Annotated in this window: 21 protein-coding genes and 1 pseudogene; 14 read left to right on the top strand and 8 right to left on the bottom strand. The window is 73.9% G+C overall.

Annotated elements, in window-relative coordinates:
- Positions 1 to 2: 2 nt before the first annotated feature.
- Complete coding sequence (locus tag AC2RP6_RS04965) at positions 3 to 701, top strand: RNA polymerase sigma factor (RefSeq protein ID WP_486445029.1); 699 nt, start codon at positions 3 to 5, stop codon at positions 699 to 701.
- Between the two features lie 268 nt (positions 702 to 969).
- Here AC2RP6_RS04965 and AC2RP6_RS04960 read toward each other — a convergent pair whose 3' ends face one another.
- A complete protein-coding gene (locus tag AC2RP6_RS04960) occupies positions 970 to 1,323 on the bottom strand; it encodes a hypothetical protein (RefSeq protein ID WP_486445028.1) in 354 nt (117 codons plus the stop codon).
- On the bottom strand, positions 1,320 to 1,775 hold the full coding sequence (locus AC2RP6_RS04955; RefSeq protein WP_486445027.1) for a MarR family winged helix-turn-helix transcriptional regulator: 456 nt from the start codon (positions 1,773 to 1,775) through the stop codon (positions 1,320 to 1,322). The genes AC2RP6_RS04960 and AC2RP6_RS04955 overlap by 4 nt, the downstream gene beginning before the upstream one ends.
- Positions 1,776 to 1,998: 223 nt before the next feature.
- Between AC2RP6_RS04955 and AC2RP6_RS04950 the strand changes: the two genes are divergently transcribed.
- From AC2RP6_RS04950 to AC2RP6_RS04940, 3 genes are read left to right on the top strand one after another with little or no spacing between them, the layout of a single operon-like run.
- Positions 1,999 to 3,231, top strand: coding sequence for an MFS transporter (locus tag AC2RP6_RS04950; RefSeq protein ID WP_486445026.1), 1,233 nt, complete (start codon positions 1,999 to 2,001; stop codon positions 3,229 to 3,231).
- 38 nt (positions 3,232 to 3,269) lie between these two features.
- Positions 3,270 to 3,704, top strand: coding sequence for a GlcG/HbpS family heme-binding protein (locus tag AC2RP6_RS04945; RefSeq protein ID WP_486445025.1), 435 nt, complete (start codon positions 3,270 to 3,272; stop codon positions 3,702 to 3,704).
- A gap of 60 nt (positions 3,705 to 3,764) precedes the next feature.
- On the top strand, positions 3,765 to 5,384 hold the full coding sequence (locus AC2RP6_RS04940; RefSeq protein ID WP_486445024.1) for a beta-N-acetylhexosaminidase: 1,620 nt from the start codon (positions 3,765 to 3,767) through the stop codon (positions 5,382 to 5,384).
- Positions 5,385 to 5,504: 120 nt separating this feature from the next.
- Here the strand turns inward: AC2RP6_RS04940 and AC2RP6_RS04935 are convergent, their stop codons facing one another.
- Together AC2RP6_RS04935 and AC2RP6_RS04930 are read right to left on the bottom strand one after the other, a co-directional pair.
- Complete coding sequence (locus tag AC2RP6_RS04935; protein WP_486445023.1) at positions 5,505 to 5,810, bottom strand: DUF3040 domain-containing protein; 306 nt, start codon at positions 5,808 to 5,810, stop codon at positions 5,505 to 5,507.
- 114 nt (positions 5,811 to 5,924) lie between these two features.
- Positions 5,925 to 6,752 (bottom strand): endonuclease I family protein, encoded by an 828-nt coding sequence (locus tag AC2RP6_RS04930; RefSeq protein WP_486445022.1) that lies wholly within the window; start codon positions 6,750 to 6,752, stop codon positions 5,925 to 5,927.
- Positions 6,753 to 7,014: 262 nt separating this feature from the next.
- Here AC2RP6_RS04930 and AC2RP6_RS04925 point away from each other — a divergent pair, with 262 nt between their 5' ends.
- Complete coding sequence (locus AC2RP6_RS04925) at positions 7,015 to 7,581, top strand: DJ-1/PfpI family protein (protein WP_486445021.1); 567 nt, start codon at positions 7,015 to 7,017, stop codon at positions 7,579 to 7,581.
- An 85-nt stretch (positions 7,582 to 7,666) separates the two neighbouring features.
- Here AC2RP6_RS04925 and AC2RP6_RS04920 read toward each other — a convergent pair whose 3' ends face one another.
- Positions 7,667 to 8,479: a glutamate ABC transporter substrate-binding protein gene (locus AC2RP6_RS04920; RefSeq protein ID WP_486445020.1), complete on the bottom strand. Its 813-nt coding sequence runs from the start codon at positions 8,477 to 8,479 to the stop codon at positions 7,667 to 7,669.
- Between the two features lie 217 nt (positions 8,480 to 8,696).
- Between AC2RP6_RS04920 and AC2RP6_RS04915 the strand changes: the two genes are divergently transcribed.
- Positions 8,697 to 9,809, top strand: a complete 1,113-nt coding sequence (locus tag AC2RP6_RS04915) for a hypothetical protein (RefSeq protein ID WP_486445019.1) — start codon at positions 8,697 to 8,699, stop codon at positions 9,807 to 9,809.
- Positions 9,810 to 9,943: 134 nt separating this feature from the next.
- Positions 9,944 to 10,501 carry a TerD family protein gene (locus AC2RP6_RS04910; RefSeq protein ID WP_486445018.1) on the top strand — a complete coding sequence of 186 codons (558 nt, stop codon included), beginning with the start codon at positions 9,944 to 9,946 and terminating at the stop codon, positions 10,499 to 10,501.
- A gap of 205 nt (positions 10,502 to 10,706) precedes the next feature.
- Here AC2RP6_RS04910 and AC2RP6_RS04905 read toward each other — a convergent pair whose 3' ends face one another.
- Positions 10,707 to 11,339, bottom strand: coding sequence for a TetR/AcrR family transcriptional regulator (locus AC2RP6_RS04905; RefSeq protein WP_486445017.1), 633 nt, complete (start codon positions 11,337 to 11,339; stop codon positions 10,707 to 10,709).
- A gap of 152 nt (positions 11,340 to 11,491) precedes the next feature.
- Between AC2RP6_RS04905 and AC2RP6_RS04900 the strand changes: the two genes are divergently transcribed.
- The 7 genes and pseudogenes from AC2RP6_RS04900 (at position 11,492) to AC2RP6_RS04870 (ending at position 19,173) form a co-directional block, all read left to right on the top strand.
- Positions 11,492 to 12,421, top strand: coding sequence for a phosphatase PAP2 family protein (locus AC2RP6_RS04900; protein WP_486445016.1), 930 nt, complete (start codon positions 11,492 to 11,494; stop codon positions 12,419 to 12,421).
- Positions 12,418 to 13,296, top strand: a complete 879-nt coding sequence (locus AC2RP6_RS04895; RefSeq protein ID WP_486445015.1) for a DMT family transporter — start codon at positions 12,418 to 12,420, stop codon at positions 13,294 to 13,296. The genes AC2RP6_RS04900 and AC2RP6_RS04895 overlap by 4 nt, the downstream gene beginning before the upstream one ends.
- 192 nt (positions 13,297 to 13,488) lie before the next feature.
- Positions 13,489 to 13,968: a ribonuclease E activity regulator RraA gene (gene rraA / locus AC2RP6_RS04890; RefSeq protein WP_486445014.1), complete on the top strand. Its 480-nt coding sequence runs from the start codon at positions 13,489 to 13,491 to the stop codon at positions 13,966 to 13,968.
- Between the two features lie 252 nt (positions 13,969 to 14,220).
- A pseudogene (locus tag AC2RP6_RS04885) lies at positions 14,221 to 15,738 on the top strand (peptide-N4-asparagine amidase); the annotation flags it as partial.
- Between the two features lie 27 nt (positions 15,739 to 15,765).
- The gene (locus tag AC2RP6_RS04880) at positions 15,766 to 17,499 is read left to right on the top strand and encodes a serine/threonine-protein kinase (protein ID WP_486445013.1); all 1,734 of its coding nucleotides are present in this window, start codon (positions 15,766 to 15,768) and stop codon (positions 17,497 to 17,499) included.
- A gap of 152 nt (positions 17,500 to 17,651) precedes the next feature.
- On the top strand, positions 17,652 to 18,608 hold the full coding sequence (locus AC2RP6_RS04875; protein WP_486445012.1) for a phytoene/squalene synthase family protein: 957 nt from the start codon (positions 17,652 to 17,654) through the stop codon (positions 18,606 to 18,608).
- Positions 18,609 to 18,687: 79 nt separating this feature from the next.
- Entirely contained in the window at positions 18,688 to 19,173 is a 486-nt protein-coding gene (locus AC2RP6_RS04870) for a VOC family protein (RefSeq protein ID WP_486445011.1), read from the top strand.
- 13 nt (positions 19,174 to 19,186) lie between these two features.
- Here AC2RP6_RS04870 and AC2RP6_RS04865 read toward each other — a convergent pair whose 3' ends face one another.
- Both AC2RP6_RS04865 and AC2RP6_RS04860 read right to left on the bottom strand, forming a co-directional pair.
- Positions 19,187 to 19,930, bottom strand: a complete 744-nt coding sequence (locus AC2RP6_RS04865; RefSeq protein ID WP_486445010.1) for a LysM peptidoglycan-binding domain-containing protein — start codon at positions 19,928 to 19,930, stop codon at positions 19,187 to 19,189.
- A gap of 381 nt (positions 19,931 to 20,311) precedes the next feature.
- Positions 20,312 to 21,280, bottom strand: coding sequence for a dihydrodipicolinate synthase family protein (locus AC2RP6_RS04860; protein WP_486445009.1), 969 nt, complete (start codon positions 21,278 to 21,280; stop codon positions 20,312 to 20,314).
- Positions 21,281 to 21,295 lie beyond the last annotated feature (15 nt).

The following is a 21,295-nucleotide window of genomic DNA, read 5'->3' as shown; positions in this document are numbered from 1 at the left end:
CCGTGCTCCACCTCGCACCACCTGTCGGCCCCCTCACGCCCGGCTCCGGCCGGACGTGGCGGGGCCTGTGGTCGTCGCTGCGCCGCGAGTGGTCCGTCGCCCGGCGGGTCGCCCCGCGCTCGTACGGTCCGGCGTACGGCTCCTCGTACGGAACCGGACCCGCCTCCGGGCGGCGTGCCCACGACCACCCCCACTCGGGCGACGGCGACCCCGGGCCGCCCACCGTCACCGGGCTCTACCACGCGCACCGGCTCGGCATGGTCCGGCTGGCGGTGCTGCTGGTCGACGACCTCGCCACCGCCGAGGACGTGGTGCAGGACGCCTTCACCGCCCTGTACCGGCGACACGGCGAGCAGATCGCCGACGTCGACAATGCCCTCGGCTACCTGCGCACCTCGGTCGTCAACACCGCGCGGTCCGTCCTGCGCCGCCGGCGCACCGTCCGGGGCTGGACGCCGCCGCCGACGATCGACGAACCGTCCGCCGAGGACCGCGTCGTCCTCGACGAGGCGCACCGCGAGGTGCTCGCCGCGCTCGCCCGGCTCACGCCCCGCCGCCGCCAGGTCCTTGTCCTGCGGTACTGGGCCGACCTCAGCGAGGCGGAGATCGCGACCACCCTGGGGATCAGCAGGGGGGCGGTGAAGTCCAACGCGAGCCGCGGCCTGGACGCGCTGGAACGGAATCTGGAGGGACGGATATGACGCCCGACGGCGAACGCGGCGAACGCGGCGAACGCGGCGAACGCGGTGAACGCGGCGATTTCGGCGAGCACCCGGGCGAGCGCCCCGTCGAGCGCAGGCTGCGCCAGGCGCTCGACGCGCGCGCGGACGGCGTCGACGTCCGCCGGCTGCGCCCGGCGAGCCCGCCCGGCATGCGGGCCGGCAGGGGCCCGGCGGGAAGGCTGCGGCGGTTCGCCCTGCCCATCGCGGGACTCGCTGCCACTGCTGTCGCCGCTGCCGCCGGGACGGCCTACCTGCTCCTCGCCCCGGACACGGGGCCGGGCCCGCACCTGCCCGCCACTCCGCCGGAGGTGACGGCCCCGGCCCCGTCCACCGGAGCCCCGCCGTCGCCCTCGCCGAGCCGGCCGGGCCCGGCCCCGACGCCGACGCCGGGCGGGGACGCCTCCTCGGGCCCGTCCGGATCCCCGGGCCCCGGCCGGTCGGCCACCCCGTCGGCGAGCCCGTCGGCCCAGGCGTCCCCGCAGCGTCCGGGGTCGGTGAGTCCTTCGTCCGGCGCGTCCGTCACGCCGGGCGCGGTGATCACCTCGTCCCCGCCGTCGGGGCGGTAGCGGCAGCGGCTGCGCAGGACCTCCGCACGGCTCACGGCGTGCGGAGGTTCTCCACCGCCACCACCAGCGGCGCCAGTTCCGGATCGCCCGCGGCCTCGTCCAGCGCCTCGCGCAGCGCGGTGTCGTTCGTGGGGCGTGCGGCGGTCAGCAGTGCGAGACCGGACTCGCTCACGTCGGTGTAGATGCCCCGGCGGTCGGTGTCGCAGATGTAGCGGTTCAGCAGGCCGCGGTCCTCCAGCCTGCTCACCAGCCGGGTCGTCGCGCTCTGGCTGAGCACGACCGAGTCGGCGACCTGGTGCATGCGCAGGTGTCCGCCCGGCCCGTCGTGCTGGCGGCTCAGGACGTCGAGCAGCGAGTACTCGCGGACGCTGAGGCCGTGCCCGGCCTGCAGGGCCCGTTCGATGTGCGCCTCGATCCGGCCGTGCAGGAGCGAGAGGGCGCACCAGCCCTGGGAGAGGGCGGTGAGCGCGCTGTCCGTGGCCGTCATGGGCTCCTCCGTCGTGAGGCGTCGAAAGCAGTGGGTGCGCCGGGGCGCCGGGGCGGCGATACGCACCGTGCGGGCGTGTGTCCACCAGGATATGCCAACACCGCAATATCCCGCGCTTGCAAATATCCCGCGTCTGCAATTAATGTGGACGCACGTAAACGGCGGCAGCATCGACGAGTGCAGGCCGCACCCGCACCACCACCTCCCTGAAGGGCACCTCCCCATGCCTCTCGCACTTCTCGCCCTCGCTGTCGGGGCCTTCGGGATCGGCACCACAGAATTCGTGATCATGGGCCTGCTCCCCGAGGTCGCCTCCGACTACGGCGTCTCGATCCCCACCGCGGGCCTCCTGGTCACCGGCTACGCCCTCGGCGTCGTCCTGGGCGCCCCCCTCATGACCGTGCTCGGCACCCGCATCCCCCGCAAGCGCATGCTGATGCTGCTCATGGCCCTCTTCATCGCGGGCAACGTGCTCTCGGCACTCGCCCCCGCCTTCGGCGTCATGCTCACCGGCCGTGTGGTCGCCTCCCTGGCCCACGGCGCCTTCTTCGGCATCGGCGCGGTCGTCGCCGCCGAGCTCGTCGCCCCCGACAAGAAGGCCGGCGCGATCGCCATGATGTTCACCGGCCTGACCGTGGCCAACGTCGTCGGCGTCCCGCTCGGCACCCTCGTCGGGCAGACCCTCGGCTGGCGCGTCACCTTCATGATCGTCGCCGCGCTCGGCGTCGTCGGCCTGCTCGGCATCGCCCGCCTGGTGCCCGACCTGCCCCGGCCCGAGGGCGGCGTCCGGATCCGCCGCGAACTCGCGGCCTTCCGCAACGTCCAGGTGCTGCTCGCGATGGCCATGACCGTCCTCGGCTTCGGCGGCGTCTTCGCCGCGATCACCTACATCACGCCGATGATGACGAACGTCGCCGGCTTCGCGGACTCCTCCGTCACCTGGCTCCTCGTCCTCTTCGGTCTCGGCATGGTCGCCGGCAACCTCATCGGCGGCCGCTACGCCGACCGCGCCCTCATGCCCATGCTCTACGTGTCCCTGGGCGCCCTCGCCCTCACCCTCGCCGTCTTCACCCTGACCGCCCACAGCAAGGCCGGCGCCGCCGTCACCGTCGTCCTGATCGGCGCCCTCGGCTTCGCCACCGTCCCCCCGCTCCAGAAGCGGGTCCTCGACCAGGCCGCCGGAGCCCCCACCCTGGCCTCCGCCGTCAACATCGGCGCCTTCAACCTCGGCAACGCCCTCGCCGCCTGGCTCGGCGGCCTCGTGATCGCCGCCGGGCTCGGCTGGACCGCCCCCAACTGGGTCGGCGCCGCCCTCGCCGCCTCCGCCCTCGTGCTGGCCCTCGTCTCCGGAGCGCTGGAGCGCCGTACGGCCGGACGCGCGGCCCGCGCCGACGGCCGGGTGGTCGCGACCGCCGCGGCCCCCGGGACGGCCGCCGCCGCACCCGCCCACCACTGATCCCCACCCTCCCCGTACGACCCGCAAGGAGCACCGCGATGTCCACCCCCACCACGGCCCGCACCACCGTCACCCCCCTGACCACCCAGGACGCCGAACTGCTCGTCGCCGCCGCCACCGCGGCCGCCGAGACGGCCGGCGCCGCGGTCAGCGTCACCGTCCTCGACGCGGGCGGCCACCTGCTGGCCTTCCGCCGCGACGACCGGGCCGTACTGATCTCCGGCGAGACCAGCACCCGCAAGGCCTGGACGGCCCTCCAGCTCGACGCGCCCACCGCCGACCTCGTCGACGCGGTCCGCCCCGACGGGCCCTTCCACACCCTGCCCACGGCCCTCGACCGGCCCCTGCTGTTCATAGCGGGCGGGCTCCCCGTCCACCGCGACGGCCGCCTCGTCGGCGCCGTGGGCGTCGGCGGCGGAGCCCCCGACCAGGACCACGCCTTCGCCGCCGCGGCGCTCGACGCCCTGGTCTGACACCGCCCGGTCGCGCGCCCGTGTCCCCCTGTGCCACCTTGGTACGGGGGACACGGGTACATGATGCGGAAGACGACGAGGCACAGGAGGGCCCACGCCATCGCGACGGCAGGTGTCGCCGCGCTCGTCACCCTTGCCCTCCCGGGCTGCACGGCGGCCTCCGACGAGGTGCGGGCCCCAAGCACCACCGCACCCGGCGCCGCCGGTACGACGACCGCCCCGGCAGCCGCCCCCACCCCGCCGCCGTCCCCGACCTACGCCCTGTCCACCGCCCCGCGCACCATCCCGGCCGTACGCGAACACGAGCCGGCCCGCGGTCCCGGCTGGAAGCCCGCCCCCGGCGCCCGCGTGGTCGTCGCGCAGGACGACGCGGCCGCGCTCTCCGACGAGGCCCGTCTGCTCGCCGGGGAACTCGGCCTCGCGTACGGGGAGTCGGCCGCGCCGCGCGCCGGCGACGTGGAGCTCTCGGTCGAGGGCTCCGGCAAGCCCGAGTCGTACACACTCACCGTCAAGGACGGCCGCGTCCGCATCAACGGCCCCGACGAGGCCGGGGTCTTCTACGGCACCCGCACCCTCAAACAGGCCGTGCGCGCCGCGGGCTCCGCCCCCGAGGGCACCGTGCGCGACGGTCCGGCCAAACCGCAGCGCGGCCTCAACCTCGACATAGCGCGCAAGCACTTCACCCCCGACTGGATCAAGGGCCGGCTGCGCGAGATGGCCGACCTCAAACTCAACCAGCTCGGTCTGCACTTCTCCGACGACCAGGCCTTCCGGATCCAGTCGGACAGCCACCCCGAAATCGTCTCCACCCCGCACCTCACCAAGGCGCAGGTCCGCGACATCACGGCGCTCGCCTCCCGGCTGCACATCACGGTGGTCCCGGAGATCGACTCGCCCGGACACCTCGGCGCGGTGCTGCGCGCCCACCCCGACCTGCAACTGCGCGACGTGAACGGCAGGGCCGTCAAGGGCGCGGTGGACATATCCAACCCGGCCTCGGCCAAGCTGGTCGACGACCTGCTGCGCGAGTACCGCCCGCTGTTCCCCGGCGGGGCCTGGCACCTGGGCGCCGACGAGTACCAGGCGCTGGTCGTCCGGGACCCGCAGGCCTCCTTCCCCCAGCTCGCCCGCGCGGCGCAGCAGCGCTACGGGCCCTCGGCCCGGGTGCAGGACCTGGCCACGGGATGGCTGAACGACCGCGCCGACGTGGTCCGCCCCTCGGGCAAGGCCCTCAAGGCATGGAACGACGGCTTCTTCAGCGGTGGGGTGACCAGCGCCGCCAAGGACATCCAGGTCGAGTACTGGACCGGCAAGGAGATCGGGGCGCGGCCGCCGCTGGAGTACCTGCGCGAGGGCCGCGAGCTGGTGAACCTCAACGACGAGTACCTGTACTACGTGCTCGGCGAGCCGAACCAGTTCACCTACCCCACCGGCCGGCGGATCTACGAACAGTGGACCCCGCTGGTCCTGCGCGGCACCACCCCCGTACCCGCCTCGTACGACGGCCAGGTGCTCGGCGGTCGTCTCGCCGTCTGGGCCGACCTGGCCGGCGCGCAGACCCAGGACCAGGTGGCGGCGGGCATCAGGATGCCGCTGGCGGCGCTGTCGCAGAAGGTGTGGGACGCGCGGGCGCCCCAGCTGCCCTGGGCCGACTTCCAGGCCCTGGCGGGCCGGCTCTGAGCCGGCCTGGCCCCCGGTGCGGTCTGGCCCGCGGTGCGGCTGGCCCGCGGTGCGACAGACCCCGCAGTGCGGTCGGCATCGCAGCGGGGCCCCGCCGCGCTGCGGAGACCTCTCCGCCCCTCACGCCTCCGCGCGCGCCCGGACCCGTCTGCTGTGGTGCCGCACCCGCTCGACGGCGGGCGGCAGGGCCGTCACCACCGTCAGGACCCATGCGGCGGCGCAGCCCCAGAGCAGCACCTCGGACACGGTCACCGAGGCCGCCACGAACAACGCCGCCGTCGTGGCGGCCCAGACCCCGGCCCAGGCGGCCCGCCGCCGCCGGCGCCCCGACCGCAGCATCCGGTCGAGGGCCCGGTCGGCCCTGAGTTCCGCCTCGATCGCCGAGAGGGCGCGCTGCTCGCGATCGGAAAGTCCGGCTCCGTCCATCACGACGCACCTCCGCGGGCTGCCGCCGCCGGGCGCGGATCGCAGCCTGTGGGCTGCGAATACCCGGCCTGACACGCGTCAACCCCCGGAGGACGCCGATGCCGCCGGGCGACGTCACCAGATGGAGTCGACCCACTCCGGGTGGTCGACGAACGGGTTGCGGTTGTGCTGGTACACGTCGAATATGACCTGGTTGCGGCGCTGCTCGAAGGCGTCCGGCGGGTCCGCCCGGTTCCACTGCTTCAGCAGGCTGATCCGGCCGAAGAGCGGGGCCGAGCCGTTGTTGACCTTGTCGTTCAGCTCCAGGTTCGCGAAGCCGTCCTCGCCCTCGTAGCGGACGGCCATGTAGAGCAGCATGCGGGCGACGTCACCCTTGACCGCGTCGCGGGGCTCGAAGGAGTCGGCGTCGGTCAGGCTGCCCGGTGCCTCGCCGACGGGGCTGCCGCCGTTGTCGAAGTCCTTGTTGCCGCGGGTGCTGTTGACGGTGACGTCCTCGGGCCGCAGGTGGTGCAGGTCGGTTCCGGGACCGGTGGCCGTGCCGAAGTCGCCGTGGCTCTTGGCCCAGACGTGCTCGCGGTTCCAGTCGTTGGCGCCGCCGCCGTTGGTGGACTTCGACTGCGAGCGGCCGGAGTAGAGCAGGATGACGTTGTTCGGGTTCGCCGGGTCCTCGTCGGTCGTCGTCAGGGCGTTCCACACCCCGTCGTAGCCGACCTTGGACTGCGTCTTGATGATGCCGTGCAGGGCCGCCTTCAGGGCGGCACCGGTCTTGCCCTCGGCGGGCGCGTAGTACGCGTCGTACGAGGCGGCCGCGGCGGGTGCGGCCCCGGGGGTCCGGGGCGCCGCCGGCGTGCCGTCCTGGCCGGCGGACGCGGCCGCCGGTACGGCGACCAGGGCGACGGCGGCGAGGCCGGCCGCCCAGGGGGTCAGGCGCGAGATTCTCATCGGGTGGGGGGTACCTCTCCGTACGCACCGTCCCCGCCCGGGGATTCGGCGGGGGATCGGGTGGCACAGCGAGGATGGCATTGTCATGTGCCCATCAGGCAAAAAAGATGTGTCGGGGACGTGGAAGCCGGGGTGTGGGCCGCGACCGTCGCGGGCAGGGTAGCGATGGCCCGCCGGCGGGGCCGCCCGATCGCGCACCGCCTCGAACCGCCTCGAACCGCCTCGAACCGTCTTGCCGACCGCCTTGTCTGGAGAGCAGCCCATGGCAGTGAAGATCCTCATCGTGACCGGCGACGCGGCCGAGTCGCTGGAGGTGCTGTATCCCTACCAGCGGCTGCGCGAGGAGGGGTACGAGGTCCACATCGCGGCCCCGCAGGTGAAGCAACTGCGCTTCGTGGTCCACGACTTCGAGGATGGCTTCGACACCTACACCGAGAAGCCCGGCTACACCTGGCCGGCCGACCTGGCCTTCCCGGACGTCGTGACGGAGGACTACGCGGCCGTGGTCGTCCCGGGCGGACGGGCGCCCGAGTACCTGCGCAACGACCCCGAGGTGCGGCGGATCCTGGCCGCCTTCGCGGAGGCCGACAAGCCGATCGCGCAGATCTGCCACGGCCCGCTCGTCACCGCCGCCGCCGGAAGCCTGACCGGCCGCCGGGTGACCGCCTACCCGGCGCTGGAGCTGGACATGAAGGCCGCGGGCGCCGCGTTCGAGGACGCCGAGACGGTGGTCGACGGGACCCTGGTCTCGGCCCGCGCGTGGCCCGACCACGCGAGCTGGATGCGGGAGTTCCTCACCGTCCTGCGCGGCAAGGCCCCGGTGGTCTGACCGGCCCGGCCCTCCGGCCCCGAGCGGGCGCGGACGACGCGTGGCGGCGCCCCGCACGGGGGCGCCGCCACGCGGGCGACGGTGGTCAGCTGCCGGTGGTGATCGCCGGAGCCGGCTCGTACTTGTAGTTCGGGCCGAAGTTCTTCTTCACGGCCGCTTCCCAGGACCCGTCCTGGACCATCTTCTTCAGCGCGTCGTTGATCTTGCGCTGGAGTTCCTTCTCGCCCTTCTTGACGCCGATGCCGTAGTTCTCGTTGCTGAGGCTCTGGCCCGTCAGCTTGAACTTGCCCTCGTTGCCCTTGCGGGCGGCGTACCCGGCCAGGATCGCGTTGTCCGTGGTCATCGCGTCGACGCGGCCCTCCTGCAGGGCGACGACGCAGTCCGAGTAACCGCCGAGTTCCAGCAGGGCGGCCTTCGGGGCGAGGTTCTTCTTGAGGTTCTCGGCGGAAGTGGAACCCGTCACCGAGCACATCGTCTTCGAGTTGAGGTCCTCGGCCTTGGTGATGGAGGAGTCGTCGGCGCGGGTCAGCAGATCCTGGTGGGCCACGAAATACGGGCCCGCGAAATCGACCTTCTCCTTGCGCTTGTCGTTGATCGAGTAGCTCGCGACGACGAATTCGACCTCGTTGTACTGGAGGAGCAGCTCGCGGTCGTTGCTGAGGACCTGCTTGAACTCGATCTGGTCCGGCTTGTAACCGAGTTGCTTGGCCACGTAGGTGGCCACGTCCACGTCGAAACCGGTGAAGGTGCCGCCGGTCTCCCGCATTCCGATACCGGGCTGGTCGAACTTGATGCCGATGGACAGGGTCCCCTGGTCCTCTTCTCCGCCGCCGCACCCGGAGGCGGTCAGGGCGAGGGCGATCACTGCGGCGACCGCGCCGGCCTGGGGAACCTTCATGCTTGCACTCTTTCCTGGGGGAACGCGGTACGCGTCACCGGGATCGCCGGGCGTGTGGAACCGCGGGGACGTACGACACGTCGAGACATGTGTACGAGGAAGCTAGGAAGAGGGCGCCCTTAGCGTCACTACATTTGAGCGAAACTTGAGGATAACGATCCGGCTCGACCGTAATTTCTTCGGCGAAACCGGGTCTCACCAGCAGAAAGGGGCGGGCGTGGGAACAGGTTCGGTACGGGTGGACGGAAATGCGCTGCTTTTGGGAGAAGGGGTGCAGATCCGGTTCATACGGACCCTGCGCCTGCCCGAATCCGGAACGCACGCGTTGCCGCCGGGGCTGGGGGAATTCCCTCTGCGCCGGGTCGAGGACCATCCCGGGACCGTCCCGCCGGAGTGGCTGGCGAAGGGCGGCGTGATGCTGCCCGTGTACCTGCGCGAGGCCATGTGGCTGAGCTTCGGCGGGACCAGGACCCCCGCGGCGCTCCAGGTCGGCGTCGGAAAGGTCTGCGCGGTCTCCGGCGAGCGGTGGAGCGGCAGGCTGGCGCGCAGCCCGCAGAACTACGTGGTGCTGCCCCGCCAGCCCTGGCTGGACGGCATCAACTCCGGCGACGGGACGGTGCGCCAGTTCGTCGCCGTGCCGCTGGGGCTGGGCGCGACGGTCGAGGGGCAGGTCACGGGCGAGGAGACGACCGGAGGCGTACAGCTCCAGGCGTTCGAACTGGGCCGTGAGGCCCTGGCGCAGTGGCACCGCACCGAGCGGGCCCGCCTGGCGCCGCCCCCGCCGCCGGGCGCCGAGGGGCTCTACGGTGCTCCGCCCCCGCAGGCCCCGATGGGCGCGGGCTTCGGCGGCCCGGTCCCCGCCCCGATGATGGCCCCGCCCGCCCCGGGAGGCGCCCCGGCACCCCGTTCGGCGGCTCCCGGCAGGTCGGGTCCGCCCGCCGCCCCCGCGATGGGGCTCGGCGTCGGCGGCAGCATGCGCCAGGAGGTCTACCGGGACGAGCGCCCGCTCTCCGACTGGGCCGATGAGCCGGCCGCCCGGGTCTTCGTGCACCTGGTGCCCCCGCCCGCGTGGCGGGCGATCACCGGGGAGGAGGCGCCGCCCTCGCCGGTCGACCGGGCCGCCTACACCAAGGCCGGGCTGCCCTGGTTCGACTACTACGACGAATCGGCCACCGACCTGGCGCCGACCGACACCCTCGGCGCGGTGAAGCCGGTGGGGGAGTGGCTCGGCGACGACCACGCTCCGTGGGTGGAACCCGCCCCCGGGCAGGTCAAGCCGCTCGGGAACGCCCCGAGGCCGGGCAAACCCGTACAGGACGGAGACTGGTAGCGGCGGCGACGCCCGAGGCGCCGGGAGCGGGGCCGCACCGGCCCGACTGGCCGGGAACGTACGGCCGTTCGGGCCGGCGCGGGGTCCCCGTGGGATCATGGGCGGGCAGTACCCGCAGACGAAGGGGGAGTTCGGTGACCGGTGTACGCAAGGGACTGGCGAAGGTGGAGGTCGCGCTGCGGTGGGACCCCAGCCCGGCCGGCACTCCCGCGAACGACCTCGACCTCGTCGCGGCGGTCTACGCGGCCGCCGATCCGCACGGGACCCCCGTCCAGCTCGTGCACTTCGGCAGCCGGTCGCCGGACGGCACGATCAACCTCAACCGCGACAGCCACACCGGTCAGGGCTTCGGCTTCGACGAGGTCATGACGCTCGAACTGGACCGGATGGCACCGGAACTGGGCCGCGTGGTGATCGGCGTGGTCATCCAGGACACCGGTGCCGGCGCCGCGGCGGGTGGGGGCGGACGGCGTGCCAAATCCTTCGCCGACGTCGCCGGGACGGGTTTCCGGATCCGGGAGGGCCACACCGACCTCGCCCAGGGCGACTTCGCGGGCCTGCCGGCCGCTACCGCCGCCACGGTCGCGGAGTTCACCCGGGACGCCTCGGGCGCCTGGTCGTTCGGCGTACGACTGGCGGGCTTCGACACCGACCCGGAGGAGTTCGCCCGCGCCATGGGCGGGGTCCGCTGAATGCGGTCGAGACCGCCGCACGGCCGTTCGGGCCGGGTGGCGCCGAGGCTCCGCCCGGACAGGGCGGCGCCGAGGTTCCGCTCAGAGCGGGCGGCGGCCACTCGGGTGAGTGGCCGCCGCCCGGTCCGGGTGGCGCGCTGCCGCCGTCCCCACGAGGCAGCGCGGGCGGGCCGCCGTCCGGTCACCGGGACGGCAGCCCACCGGATCAGGGGGTCCGGCCCGTTACCGGCCGGGCGGGGTGGCCGGGCGCGAGGCCCAGGGCCGGGAGCATGACGGCCTCCACGAACCGGACCAGGTAGTCGGCGTCCGCGTAGCGTCCCTCCAGCACGGGCCGGATGCGCAGGACGCCCATCAGCTGGGCCGGCAGGAACTCCACGGCGGGATGGTCGGCGGCGATCTCGCCGCGCTCGACGGCCCGCCCCACCATGGCGTCGAAGGCGGCCAGTTCCGGTTCGACCAGGGCCTCGCGCAGGGCGGCCTGGAGCGCCTCGTCGCTGAGCACGGCGTGCCCGAGGGCCTGCGTCAGCCGGGTGTCCCGGTTGGAGGTGCCGGCCGCGATCCGGGCCGCTTCGCGCAGGTCGCCCGCCAGGGTCCCGGTGTCCACCGCGGCGAGGGTGCCCCGGCGGGCGGAGCGCAGGGCAGCGGCGACCAGCTGGGGCTTGGTCTTCCACTGCCGGTAGAGCGTGGACTTGCCGCAGCTGGCGCGGGCGGCGACGCCCTCCATGGTCAGGGCCTCGTAGCCGTGCTCGCGCAGCTGGTCCAGGACGGCGTCGTAGAACTCCTGCTCCCGCTCCGGGGTGATCTTGGAGCGGCGCGCGGGGATCGGCGTCGACGTCATGGGTTGCGGCTCTCCTCGGGGGCGCCTCGGCTACGGGTTCCGTCAGGAAGTGTACGGGAACGCGACCGTATCGGTACACCAGCGTATCGATACGCCAATGTATCGATACACTGGCGTGTCGCTGTGCGCGCAACAGGAAGAGAGACCGGGGGATGACCGCCCACACCACGCCTGCCGGGCCGCCGGCAGCCGGACCGAGAGCCGCTCGCCGACGCCTCATACGCGAGCTGCTGCTCGTCGCGGGCTTCTTCACCGTCTACAAGGCGGGCCGGCTGCTCTCGACCGACCGCACCGGCGAGGCCTTCCGCAACGCGGACTGGATCTGGGACGCCGAGCGCGCCCTGCGCATGCCCGGGGAGGGGGCGGTGCAGCGGCTGCTGCTGCACGGCGAAGCCCTCGTGACCACCGCGAACACCTACTACGCGGTCGTGCACTTCCCCGCCACCGCGCTCTTCCTGATCTGGCTCTACGTCCGGCATCCCGCGCACTACCTGTGGACCCGCCGGGTGCTCGCCGTGCTCACGGGAGCCGCGCTCGTCCTGCACCTCGCCTATCCCCTCGCACCTCCGCGCATGCTCCCCGTCGCGCGACTCATCGACACCGGTCAGGTCTACGGGCCCACCGTGTACCGGGCCGCCCCGGACGCCGACACGCTGGCCAACCAGTTCGCCGCGATGCCCTCCCTGCACTTCGGGTGGGCGCTGATGCTCGCCATCGGCGTGATCGCCGCGACGCGGGGCGGGAAGCGGTCGCGGTGGAGCCCGCTGTGGCTGCTGCACCCGCTGGTGACCCTCCTGGTGATAGTCGGCACCGCCAACCACTACTGGCTCGACGCGATCGTCGCCGCCGTGCTGCTGGGGATCGCGCTGCTGCTGGTCCCGCGGCCGCGCGCGGCCGCGCCGGAGCCCGCAGACCCGGACGTGGACACCGGCGCGGGGAACGCCGCAGCGGCCGGGCAGGAAGTACGGGCCGGACAAGTGGTGCCGGCGGTGCAGGCGGCCCCGACGGCGCGTGAGGAACCCGCCGTACCCGTCCTGCCGCACCGGAAGAGCACCGCCGAGACCGTGGGAGCGGGGCAGTGAACGACACCCTCCTCGCCGTCGGGCTCTGCCTCGCCTCGGCCGTGGCCTACGCGGCCGGCGCCGTCGCCCAGGAGCGGCTCGCCCGCGCCGGCGTGGCCCGCAGCGCCGGCGCGCTGCTGGGCTCCGGCGTCTGGTGGTGGTCGGCCGGACTGAACGCGGCCGCCGCCCTGCTGCACGCCGCCGCCCTGCGGTACGGGCCCCTCACGCTGGTGCAGCCGCTCGGCGCGCTCACCCTGGTCGCCGCCGTCCCCATGGGGGCGCGCCGGGCCGGCCGCCACGTGGCCGCCACCGAATGGCGCGGCACCCTCGCCACCGTCGCCGGGCTCGGCCTGCTGCTGCTCCCCGCCTCCGGGCCGGCCCCCGACGACACCCTCACGCTGGTCGAGGCGCTGGCCGTCTCCGGAGCCACCATCGCCGTGATCTCGCTTCTGACCGCGGCGAAGGAACCGGGCTCGGGGCTGCGGCACGCCACCGCCTCGGGACTCGCCTCCGCGGTGGCCTCCGCGCTGACCCAGACCGTGGCCGTCGCCGGTGGGCGCGGAGGCTCCCTCCTCAGCGTCCGGGTCGTCACGGTGGCCCTGCTCGTCGTCGTGTTCGCGGTCGGCGGGATGCTCCTGTCACAGCGGGCCTACCGGGGTGGAGGCCTCGGCGCCCCGCTCGCGGTGGTGAACCTCGCCAACCCCCTCGCCGCGGCGGCCATCGGCGCGGTCCTGCTCGGCGAACGCCTCCAGGGCGGCCCGGCGGGGCTGCTGCTGGCGGCCGCCGGAGCGCTCGTGGCGGCGCGCGGCGTGGTCCTGCTGACCCGGTCCCCGGCCGGTGCCGGTCTGAGCGGCGCGGCCGAGCTGGCCGTCCCCGGGGGGCGGGTGCCCGTCTGATCGGGGAGTCCGCGCGCGACTGCGCAGAAACGTTACTCCGCACCGTTCCTCCTGCGGTTCACGGCCGGACCCGTCGGGTTCCGGCCGTTGTCCGTTCCGGCGCCCGCCCCCGGGGCACGCCGCGGCGGGTCCCACTACCCTGGCCGCACCACGGCGAAGTACGGCAACGAGCAGCGAGGAACCGGTACCGAGATGAGCGTCACCCCCGTCCCCACCGCCGACCTGTACGACGAGTACGGCGAAGACCTCGGCATCTGCACGACCGGCTTCCGCCGGTTCGGCGGGCGCCGGCTCTTCGCCGGCCCCGTGCGGACCGTCCGCTGCCACGAGGACAACGCCCTCCTGCGCGAACTCCTCCACACGCCGGGCGAGGGCGCCGTCCTCGTCGTGGACGGCGGCGGCTCGCCGCGCACGGCCCTGGTCGGCGACGTCATCGCGGGCGCGGCCGAACGCAACGGCTGGGCGGGGCTGATCATCAACGGCTCGGTCCGCGACAGCGTCGCCCTCGGCGGCCTCGACCTCGGCGTCCAGGCCCTGGGCACGGTGCCCCGCAAGAGCGGCAAGACCGGCGCGGGCGCCGTGGACGAGCCCGTCACCATCGGCGACGTCACCTTCCGCCCCGGAGACACCGTCCACGCTGACGACGACGGCGTGGTCGTCCTGCCCGCCTGAATCAGCCAGGGGCCGGGGGCGGCCCTGGCAGGCGGAGGGCGGGACGGGTTTCACTGCCGGGCCATGAGACGACTCAGGATCACGGGCCTGCTCGGCGCGACCGCACTCGCCGTCGGCACCCTGACCGCCGCGGGACCCGCGCACGGCCTGGCCGCGGCCGACCCGCCGCCGACGGGACCCGCGCACGGCCGTCCCGCGGCCGACCCGCCGCCGACGGGACCCGCGCACGGCCGTCCCGCGGCCGACCCGCCGCCCGCCGAGTTCGGCACCGACTGGCACGACCCCCTCACCGCCGCGCCACCCGTCCCGAAACCCGCGACCCGTTCGTGCCGGGTGACCCTCGCGGAGGCGCAGTTCCGCGACTTCACCCCCTACCGCGGCGACTACGCACCCCCCACCGGCTGCGGGCCGGCCGACTGGGCCGCCGTGGTGCTCCGACTGGACGGCAAGGTCAAGGGCCGCCAGTACGACCGCCTGGGCCATCTCTCCCTGGGCGGTGTCGAGATCCTGCGCACCTCCACCCCGCAGCCCTCGCCCGACGGCATCACCTGGTCCGTCGAGAAGGACGTCACCCGCTACCGCGACACCCTCACCCGCCCGCAGCCCGTCGAGATGCTCATCGGCAACGTCGTCGACGACACCTACACCGGTGTCATCGACGTCACGGTGACCCTCACCTTCTACGCCGCCGACGGCCGCACCCGCGCACCGGACACCCCCGACCGCGTCCTGCCGCTGACCACCCCGCTGGTCACCACCCCCCGCAACACCGAACGGCTGCTCGCCGAGGTGTACGCCACCGGCTCCGGCGGCGGCTGCGAGGAGTACTGGTACCTGACCACTCCCGCCGGAGCCCCGTACTCCTGCCCCGCGGCCGACGGGCCCCACCGCGAGGTCCGGGTCTCCGTCGACGGACGGCTCGCGGGCATCGCCGCTCCCTTCCCCACCGTATGGACCGGCGGCTGGTCCAACCCGTTCCTCTGGTACGTCACCCCCGGCCCGCGCGCCTTCGACGTGCAGCCGATCCGCTACGACCTCACGCCCTACGCCGCCCTCCTCAACGACGGCCGTCCGCACCGCATCGAGGTCGGCGTCGCCGGGCTGCCCGCCGGGCAGAGCGGCTGGAGCACCCCCACCAACCTGCTGCTGTGGCAGGACGAGGCCCGCCAGGTCGTCACCGGCGCCCTCACCCGGCACGAGGAGGGCGCCCCGTCCGGCCACTCCCGCTGGACGCCCGCCGCCCCCGGCGGACAGCACCGGGTGGACACCGAGGGCGCGCACCGCCTGACCGTCGCGGGACACCTCGACACCTCCCACGGGCGGGTCGCCACCACCGTCGTCCGCTCCGTGCACCACACCTCCGCCCACCGCTGGACCGAGGGCGAGAACCTCGACGCGCTCACCGCGCGCTGGACCGACCAGGAGAGCGTGACGCACGGGCCGACCACCACCCGGACCGACCGCACCTACACGATGGACGGCGAGACCACCCTCGGCGCCGGCGACCGCCTGCGCACGGTCCTCTCCCTCGGCGACCGGGCGGACACCGTGACCCTGCGCGGCGGCCGTACCCTCGGCACCCTCCGGCTCGACGACCGGTACACGGGCGACGCCACCTACACCGCGAACGTCCCCCGGGACCAGCGCCACGCGGTCGCGACCACGACCGCCCGCCACCGGCTGGACGGGTCCCAGGTGCCCGGAGGGTGCTACGACCGCACGGTGGGCACCGTCCAGGGAACGGTGACGGTGGACCGGCGACGCTGCTGACGGTGCGGGCGCCTACGATGATCCGCCATGGACACGAGTGAGGCCGGCAGACAGCTGATCGACGGGCGCTTCGAACTGGTTGCGCCCCTGGGCAGCGGCGGCATGGGTACCGTTTGGCGGGCGCGCGACATCGCCCTGCACCGCGAGGTGGCGCTCAAGGAGGTACGCCCGCCGGACCCGGCGACCGCCGCCGCCCAGCCCGGCCTCGCCGACCAGATGCGTGAACGCGCCGTCCGCGAGGCCCGCGCCCTCGCCCGCCTCGCCCACCCCCACGTCGTGACGATCCACCACATCGTCGAACCGCCGGACGGCGTGGACGGACACCCGTGGATCGTCATGGAGATGGTCCGGGGCGGCTCTCTCCACGACCGCCTCGAATCCGGCCCGCTGCCGCCCGCGGAAGCGGTACGGCTCGGCCTCGACGTGCTGTCCGCGCTGCGCGCCGCGCACGCCGAGGGGATCCTCCACCGTGACGTGAAGCCGGCCAACGTCCTGCTGCGCCCGGACGGTTCGGCCGTGCTGACCGACTTCGGCATCGCCGCGCTCCACGACTCCACGGGGCTCACCGCGACCGGCGTGCTGATCGGCTCGCCGGAGTACATCGCGCCCGAGCGGGTCCGCGGCGAGGAGGGGCTGGCCGCCTCCGACCTGTGGTCGCTCGGCATGCTGCTGTACGTGGCCGCCGAGGGGACCAACCCGCTGCGCCGGGCCACCAGCCTGGCCACGGTCGTCGCCGTGCTCGACGAGCCCATCCCGGCGCCGGTGCGGTCCGGCCCGCTGGGCCCCGTACTGGAACGGCTGCTCGTACGGGACCCGGCCGGGCGGCCCGACGGGGCACAGCTGGAACAACTGCTCCGGGACGCGAGCGCCGCTCTCGGTTCCGGTTCCGGTGCCGGCCCGGGTGCGGGCTCGGGCGCGGCGCCCGTCGCCTCCCCGCCCGTCGCCTCCCCGGCCGTGCCGGGCCCGTACGGGCAGTTCGGTCCGTACGCGCCCACCAGCACCCCGCCCGGCCCGCACACGCACACCCCCTCGCCCTACGCCTCCGGGGGCTCCCCGTACGCGGCGACCACCAGGCCCGTACCGGTGACCGCCGGCCCGCGCCGCCGCCCCGCCCTGATCGGAGCCGCGCTCACGGCCGTCCTGGCGGCCGGCGTGGTCGGGATCGTCCAGCTGCTGCCCGACGGGAACTCCGGCGACGACGACGCGAAGGGCGGCGCCGCGACCCGCCCGGCCGTCGCCTCCGCCGCCACCCCCGGTACGCGGGACGCCTCTTCGGCCCCGTCCGCCAAGGCGAGCGCGCAGCAGGCGGACGCGCCCCGCGGCAGCATGATGACGCCGGGGAACGTCCGCACCGCCCTGGAGGCGTTCAAGAAGCAGACGGGGACGACCACCTTCGTCGACATGACGCTCTACGACGGCTACATCCTCGCCTCCATCCCGACGGCCGCCGGCGCCGAGACCGTCGACTCCTGGCAGTACCGGGACGGCGTGGCCAGCCGCACCGGCCCGGACGGCACGGTCGAGGAGGGCGAGCCGCTGATCGACATGGCCACGGTCAACTGGGACGCGCTGCCCGGCATGCTGGAGCGGGCGAAGAAGGACCTGAAGGTCGAGAAGCCGACCTCCCGCCACGTCATCATCGACCCCTGGATGATGGACCAGGTCCCCGCCGTCCGCACCTACCTCAGCGACGAGTACGGGCGCGGCGGCTACATCCTGTGGGGCACCGACGGCAGCCTCAGGAAGGTCTACGCCCTCTAGAGGGTGTCCGGCGGACCCGGGGCGTCCGGCCAGGATCCGCCGGAGCACCCCTGCGGCCCGTGCCCGTCCCGGGTCACCGGCCCCGGCCCCGGCCCCAGCCCCCGTCCCCGTCCCCGCCCCGTTCGGGCGTACACCGAGGAGACCGATCCACCGTGCCCAGCTGGCGCAGCACCCTCACGAAGGCCGGGATCTCCGGCACCCGGCTGCGGGACGACTACACGCACGCCGCCCGCCGGGTGCTCCGGCGCGAACCCGCGCCGTACCTGGCACTGCGCCTGCTCGCCGCGCCGCCCCTGGTGCCGGCCCTCGCCGCGGGACTCGCCTTCATGAACCTCGTCGACGACATCGCCGAGACCGGCACGCCGCAGCAACGGGCCGAGGGTCTCGCCGCGTTGACCGAGGGCGTCGGGACCGCCCTCAGGACCGGCGACAGCCCCGATCCCGTCCTGCGGGCCTACGCCCACGCGGTGGACTCCCGGAGCCTGCCCGGGCACTGGGTGTCCCGCTTCCTCGCGGGCGCCGCCACCGCGGAGGCCGCCTTCGACGGCTTCGCCGACGAGGCGGACTACCAGGCCTACCTCGACGCGTACGCCTGGCCCGGTGTGCTGGTCTTCACGGGGCTGCAGTACCAGGGCGGCCCGGATCCGGAACAGGCCGCCGGCTGGCGGCGGTTCGTCGACGCCGCCCAGCGCGTCGACTTCCTCGCCGACCTCCACGGCGACCTCGTCGACGGCCGGCTCTGCCTCCCGCGCGCCCGCCTCGACGAGCACTCCGTGACCCGGGCCGACCTGGAGGCGGCCCGTGACACCCCTGCCGTACGGGCCCTCCTCGCCGACGAGACCCGCCGTGCCCGGGCGGCCCTCGACGCCACCCACGACCTCCTGGACCTCGTCGAGCCCGGCCTGCGCCCCGTCATCGCCACCATGGCCGACCTGATGGCGCACCAGTTGACCGCCGTCGAGCGGGCCGGTGTCGGCGCCCTGCGCCGGGACGTCGGCTACGGAGCCGTCGCACCCCTGCGGATCCTGCTGCGCGCCGCCACCCGGCCCCACACCGCCCGGACAGGGTCCGCAGCCTCCGGGCCGCCGGGCGGGGCCCCCGACGCTTGACCTCAACCAGGGTTGGGCTCCTGGGTTCCTACCGGAGCCGCGGGAACCGATCGGCGGCGCCTTTCCCCGGAGGTACGCCATGACCGAGCGCACAGCCCACAGCGGGATCCCCGACCGCTACCGCCACGCCGTGATACCGCACATCATGGTCGATGACGCCGCTGCGGCGATCGACTTCTACCAGCGGGCGTTCGGCGCCCGTGAGGACTTCAGGATCGACGTTCCTGGCGGTGGGATCCTCCACGCCGAGATCACCATAGGGCGGTCGACCCTGATGCTGGGCGATGCCGGCCTGCCCGAGGCGGAGGCCGCGTCCTTCGCCGCGCCGAGCGCGCTCGGCGGAGGCACCTCCGTCACGCTGCACGTCTTCGTGCCGGACGTCGACGGCCTGACGGAGCGTGCGGAGGCGGCCGGCGCCCGGATCGTCCAGCCGCCCAAGGACATGTTCCACGGTGACCGCACCGTCATCCTCAAGGACCCCTTCGGCCACATGTGGGTGTTCCTGACCCACGTGGAAGACGTTGCGCCGGACGAGCTCCGGCGCCGTCCGGCCGCCTCCGGGTGACGGAACCGTGCTGCTAGTAGGCGCCGTTGACGTTGTCGATGGAGCCGTAGCGCTTGGCCGCGTAATTGCACGCCGCGGTGATATTGGCCACCGGGTCGTAGGAGTCCAGCGAAGTACCGGGTACGTGGTAGGCCTTGAAGGTCGGGTCGATCACCTGGAGCAGGCCTTTGGAGGGGATTCCGTTCTGGGCGTTGATGTCCCAGAGGTTGATCGCCCTGGGGTTGCCCGAGGATTCCCGCATGACGTTGCGGTGAATTCCGTTGTAGCTGCCGGGAATGCCGTGCTTGGCCATCACGGCGAGGGACTCGCGGATCCACCCGTCGAGATTGTTCGGGTAGGCGGAGGCCGGCTCGGCGGCCGTCTTCGCCGCCGTCTTGACCGCCGTGGCGGCCTTCACCTGGGAGCCGAGGGTCAGTTTGATGCCGGGCCGGATGACCGACGGGTTGTCGCCCACGACCGCGCGGTTCGCCTCGTAGAGCTGCCTCCATCCGCCACTGACGGAGTGGTCCGAGGCGATCTCCGAAAGGGTGTCGCCCGCGACCACGGAATACGTGGTGGGAGGGGCCGTCACCGCGGTGACGGCGGTGGCCGCGGTGACGGTGGTCGTCGCGGCCGTCGGAGCACCCGTCCCGGCCGCACCCGCGGTGGTCGCTGTGATCAGCGGGAGCGTGAGGGCCGCACCGCCTGTGCCGGCAAGGGCCAGCTTGCGGGTGATCGGGTTCTGCTTCGGCCGACGGTGCTTACCCTTTGCAGGCATGGCGGAATTCCTCACGTGGGGGGACGGGAGACCCGGGTTCGCAGCGCCGTATTCGGCAGCGCGCCACCTGGAGTGAGGTGACCGTAGGTGAGCCCGCCGGGCGTGAACAAGCCCCGAATTCCGCCCATAGATCGACATCCCGCTATCCGCCCCGGAAATGACCTTGTGGACATCGCGGCGAAAAGGCCGATTCCCTTTCCGGTAAAAGGGAATCGGCCTGGGGCGGGAAATGATGTTGACCTGTTCCGCGTGACTGACATCACGGGGTGACGGGCCGGTGGTCAATCAGGGCAAGTCCGCTCTCTGTTGGTCTCATTCGGGCGACACGCGCTTAGGGTTCAATTCGCCCATAGAGGAGCCTTTCCGGCGCGCCCGCCTCCCTCACGCCCTCGCGGAAAGCGCCGGGGGGAGTGCCTCCAGCCGCTCGATGGCGGTCGCCACCGCCGTCTTCGAGGCAGGCAGCAGGGGGAGCCGTACGTCGGGGGCCGGGATGCGGCCCTGGGCGTGCAGCACACCCTTGACGACGCCCGGACTGGGCTCGGCGAAGGCCGCCGCCGACAGGCCGGCCAGGGCGTGGCCGAGCGGCCGGGCGCGTACCGCGTCCCCGGCCCGCCAGGCCGCGGCGAGCTCCGCGAACCGGTCCGTCGCCAGGTGCGCCGAGGCCAGGATCCCGCCCGACGCGCCCAGCGCGAGCATCGCCGACACGTGGACGTCGTCCCCGGCCAGCACGTCGAAGCCGGCCGGCCGGTCGCCGAGGAGGTCCACCGCGTCGTGGTCGACGGCGCCGACGGCGTACTTCACCCCGACGACCCCCGGCAGCGAGCCGAGGGCCCTCAGCGTGGCGGCGTCCAGCGGCTGCCCCGTCCGGTGGGGCACGTGATAGACGACCAGCGGTACGGGGCTCACCGCGGCCAGCCGCTCGAAGTGCGCCAACACCCCGGCCGCCGAAGGCCGTACGAACGACGGGACGGTGACCAGCGCCGCCCCCACCTGCGGCCACCGCGCCAGCCCGGCCAGCGACGCCTCCGCGGCCCGGGTGCCCGGCGCCCCCGCTCCGACGGTCAGCACGGCGCCGCGTTCGCCGCAGACCCGGGCGCACACGCCGGTGACGAGGTCACGCTCCGCCCCGTCGAGGCCTGCCACCTCGCCCGTGGTGCCGAGGGCGACGATCCCGGCGGCGCCCGCGTCGAGGACCTCGTGGGCGAGTGCCTCCAGGGCCCCGGCGGCCACCTCCCCGGACGGCGCGAAGGGGGTGACGAGCGGTACGTGGATCCCGTGCAGCGGGGCGGTACCCGCGGCGACGCCCCGCGGGGTCGGGCCTGCGGTGCGGTCTGTCGTGTCGTGTGCCATGCCGATGAGCCTGGC

The organism is Streptomyces sp. WAC03905, from assembly GCF_057371075.1.
Note: the sequence above shows the minus strand (reverse complement) of the source record. Positions and strands in the feature narration are given on the sequence as shown.

Bases quoted from the DNA above. Each gene is read 5' to 3' on its own strand.
- AC2RP6_RS04955 (WP_486445027.1), bottom strand. From the start codon at position 1,775: ATGACGGCCACGGACAGCGCGCTCACCGCCCTCTCCCAGGGCTGGTGC.
- AC2RP6_RS04950 (WP_486445026.1), top strand. From the start codon at position 1,999: ATGCCTCTCGCACTTCTCGCCCTCGCTGTCGGGGCCTTCGGGATCGGC.
- AC2RP6_RS04945 (WP_486445025.1), top strand. From the start codon at position 3,270: ATGTCCACCCCCACCACGGCCCGCACCACCGTCACCCCCCTGACCACC.
- AC2RP6_RS04940 (WP_486445024.1), top strand. From the start codon at position 3,765: ATGATGCGGAAGACGACGAGGCACAGGAGGGCCCACGCCATCGCGACG.
- AC2RP6_RS04935 (WP_486445023.1), bottom strand. From the start codon at position 5,810: ATGGACGGAGCCGGACTTTCCGATCGCGAGCAGCGCGCCCTCTCGGCG.
- AC2RP6_RS04930 (WP_486445022.1), bottom strand. From the start codon at position 6,752: ATGAGAATCTCGCGCCTGACCCCCTGGGCGGCCGGCCTCGCCGCCGTC.
- AC2RP6_RS04925 (WP_486445021.1), top strand. From the start codon at position 7,015: ATGGCAGTGAAGATCCTCATCGTGACCGGCGACGCGGCCGAGTCGCTG.
- AC2RP6_RS04920 (WP_486445020.1), bottom strand. From the start codon at position 8,479: ATGAAGGTTCCCCAGGCCGGCGCGGTCGCCGCAGTGATCGCCCTCGCC.
- AC2RP6_RS04905 (WP_486445017.1), bottom strand. From the start codon at position 11,339: ATGACGTCGACGCCGATCCCCGCGCGCCGCTCCAAGATCACCCCGGAG.
- AC2RP6_RS04900 (WP_486445016.1), top strand. From the start codon at position 11,492: ATGACCGCCCACACCACGCCTGCCGGGCCGCCGGCAGCCGGACCGAGA.
- rraA (WP_486445014.1), top strand. From the start codon at position 13,489: ATGAGCGTCACCCCCGTCCCCACCGCCGACCTGTACGACGAGTACGGC.
- AC2RP6_RS04880 (WP_486445013.1), top strand. From the start codon at position 15,766: ATGGACACGAGTGAGGCCGGCAGACAGCTGATCGACGGGCGCTTCGAA.
- AC2RP6_RS04870 (WP_486445011.1), top strand. From the start codon at position 18,688: ATGACCGAGCGCACAGCCCACAGCGGGATCCCCGACCGCTACCGCCAC.
- AC2RP6_RS04865 (WP_486445010.1), bottom strand. From the start codon at position 19,930: ATGCCTGCAAAGGGTAAGCACCGTCGGCCGAAGCAGAACCCGATCACC.
- AC2RP6_RS04860 (WP_486445009.1), bottom strand. From the start codon at position 21,280: ATGGCACACGACACGACAGACCGCACCGCAGGCCCGACCCCGCGGGGC.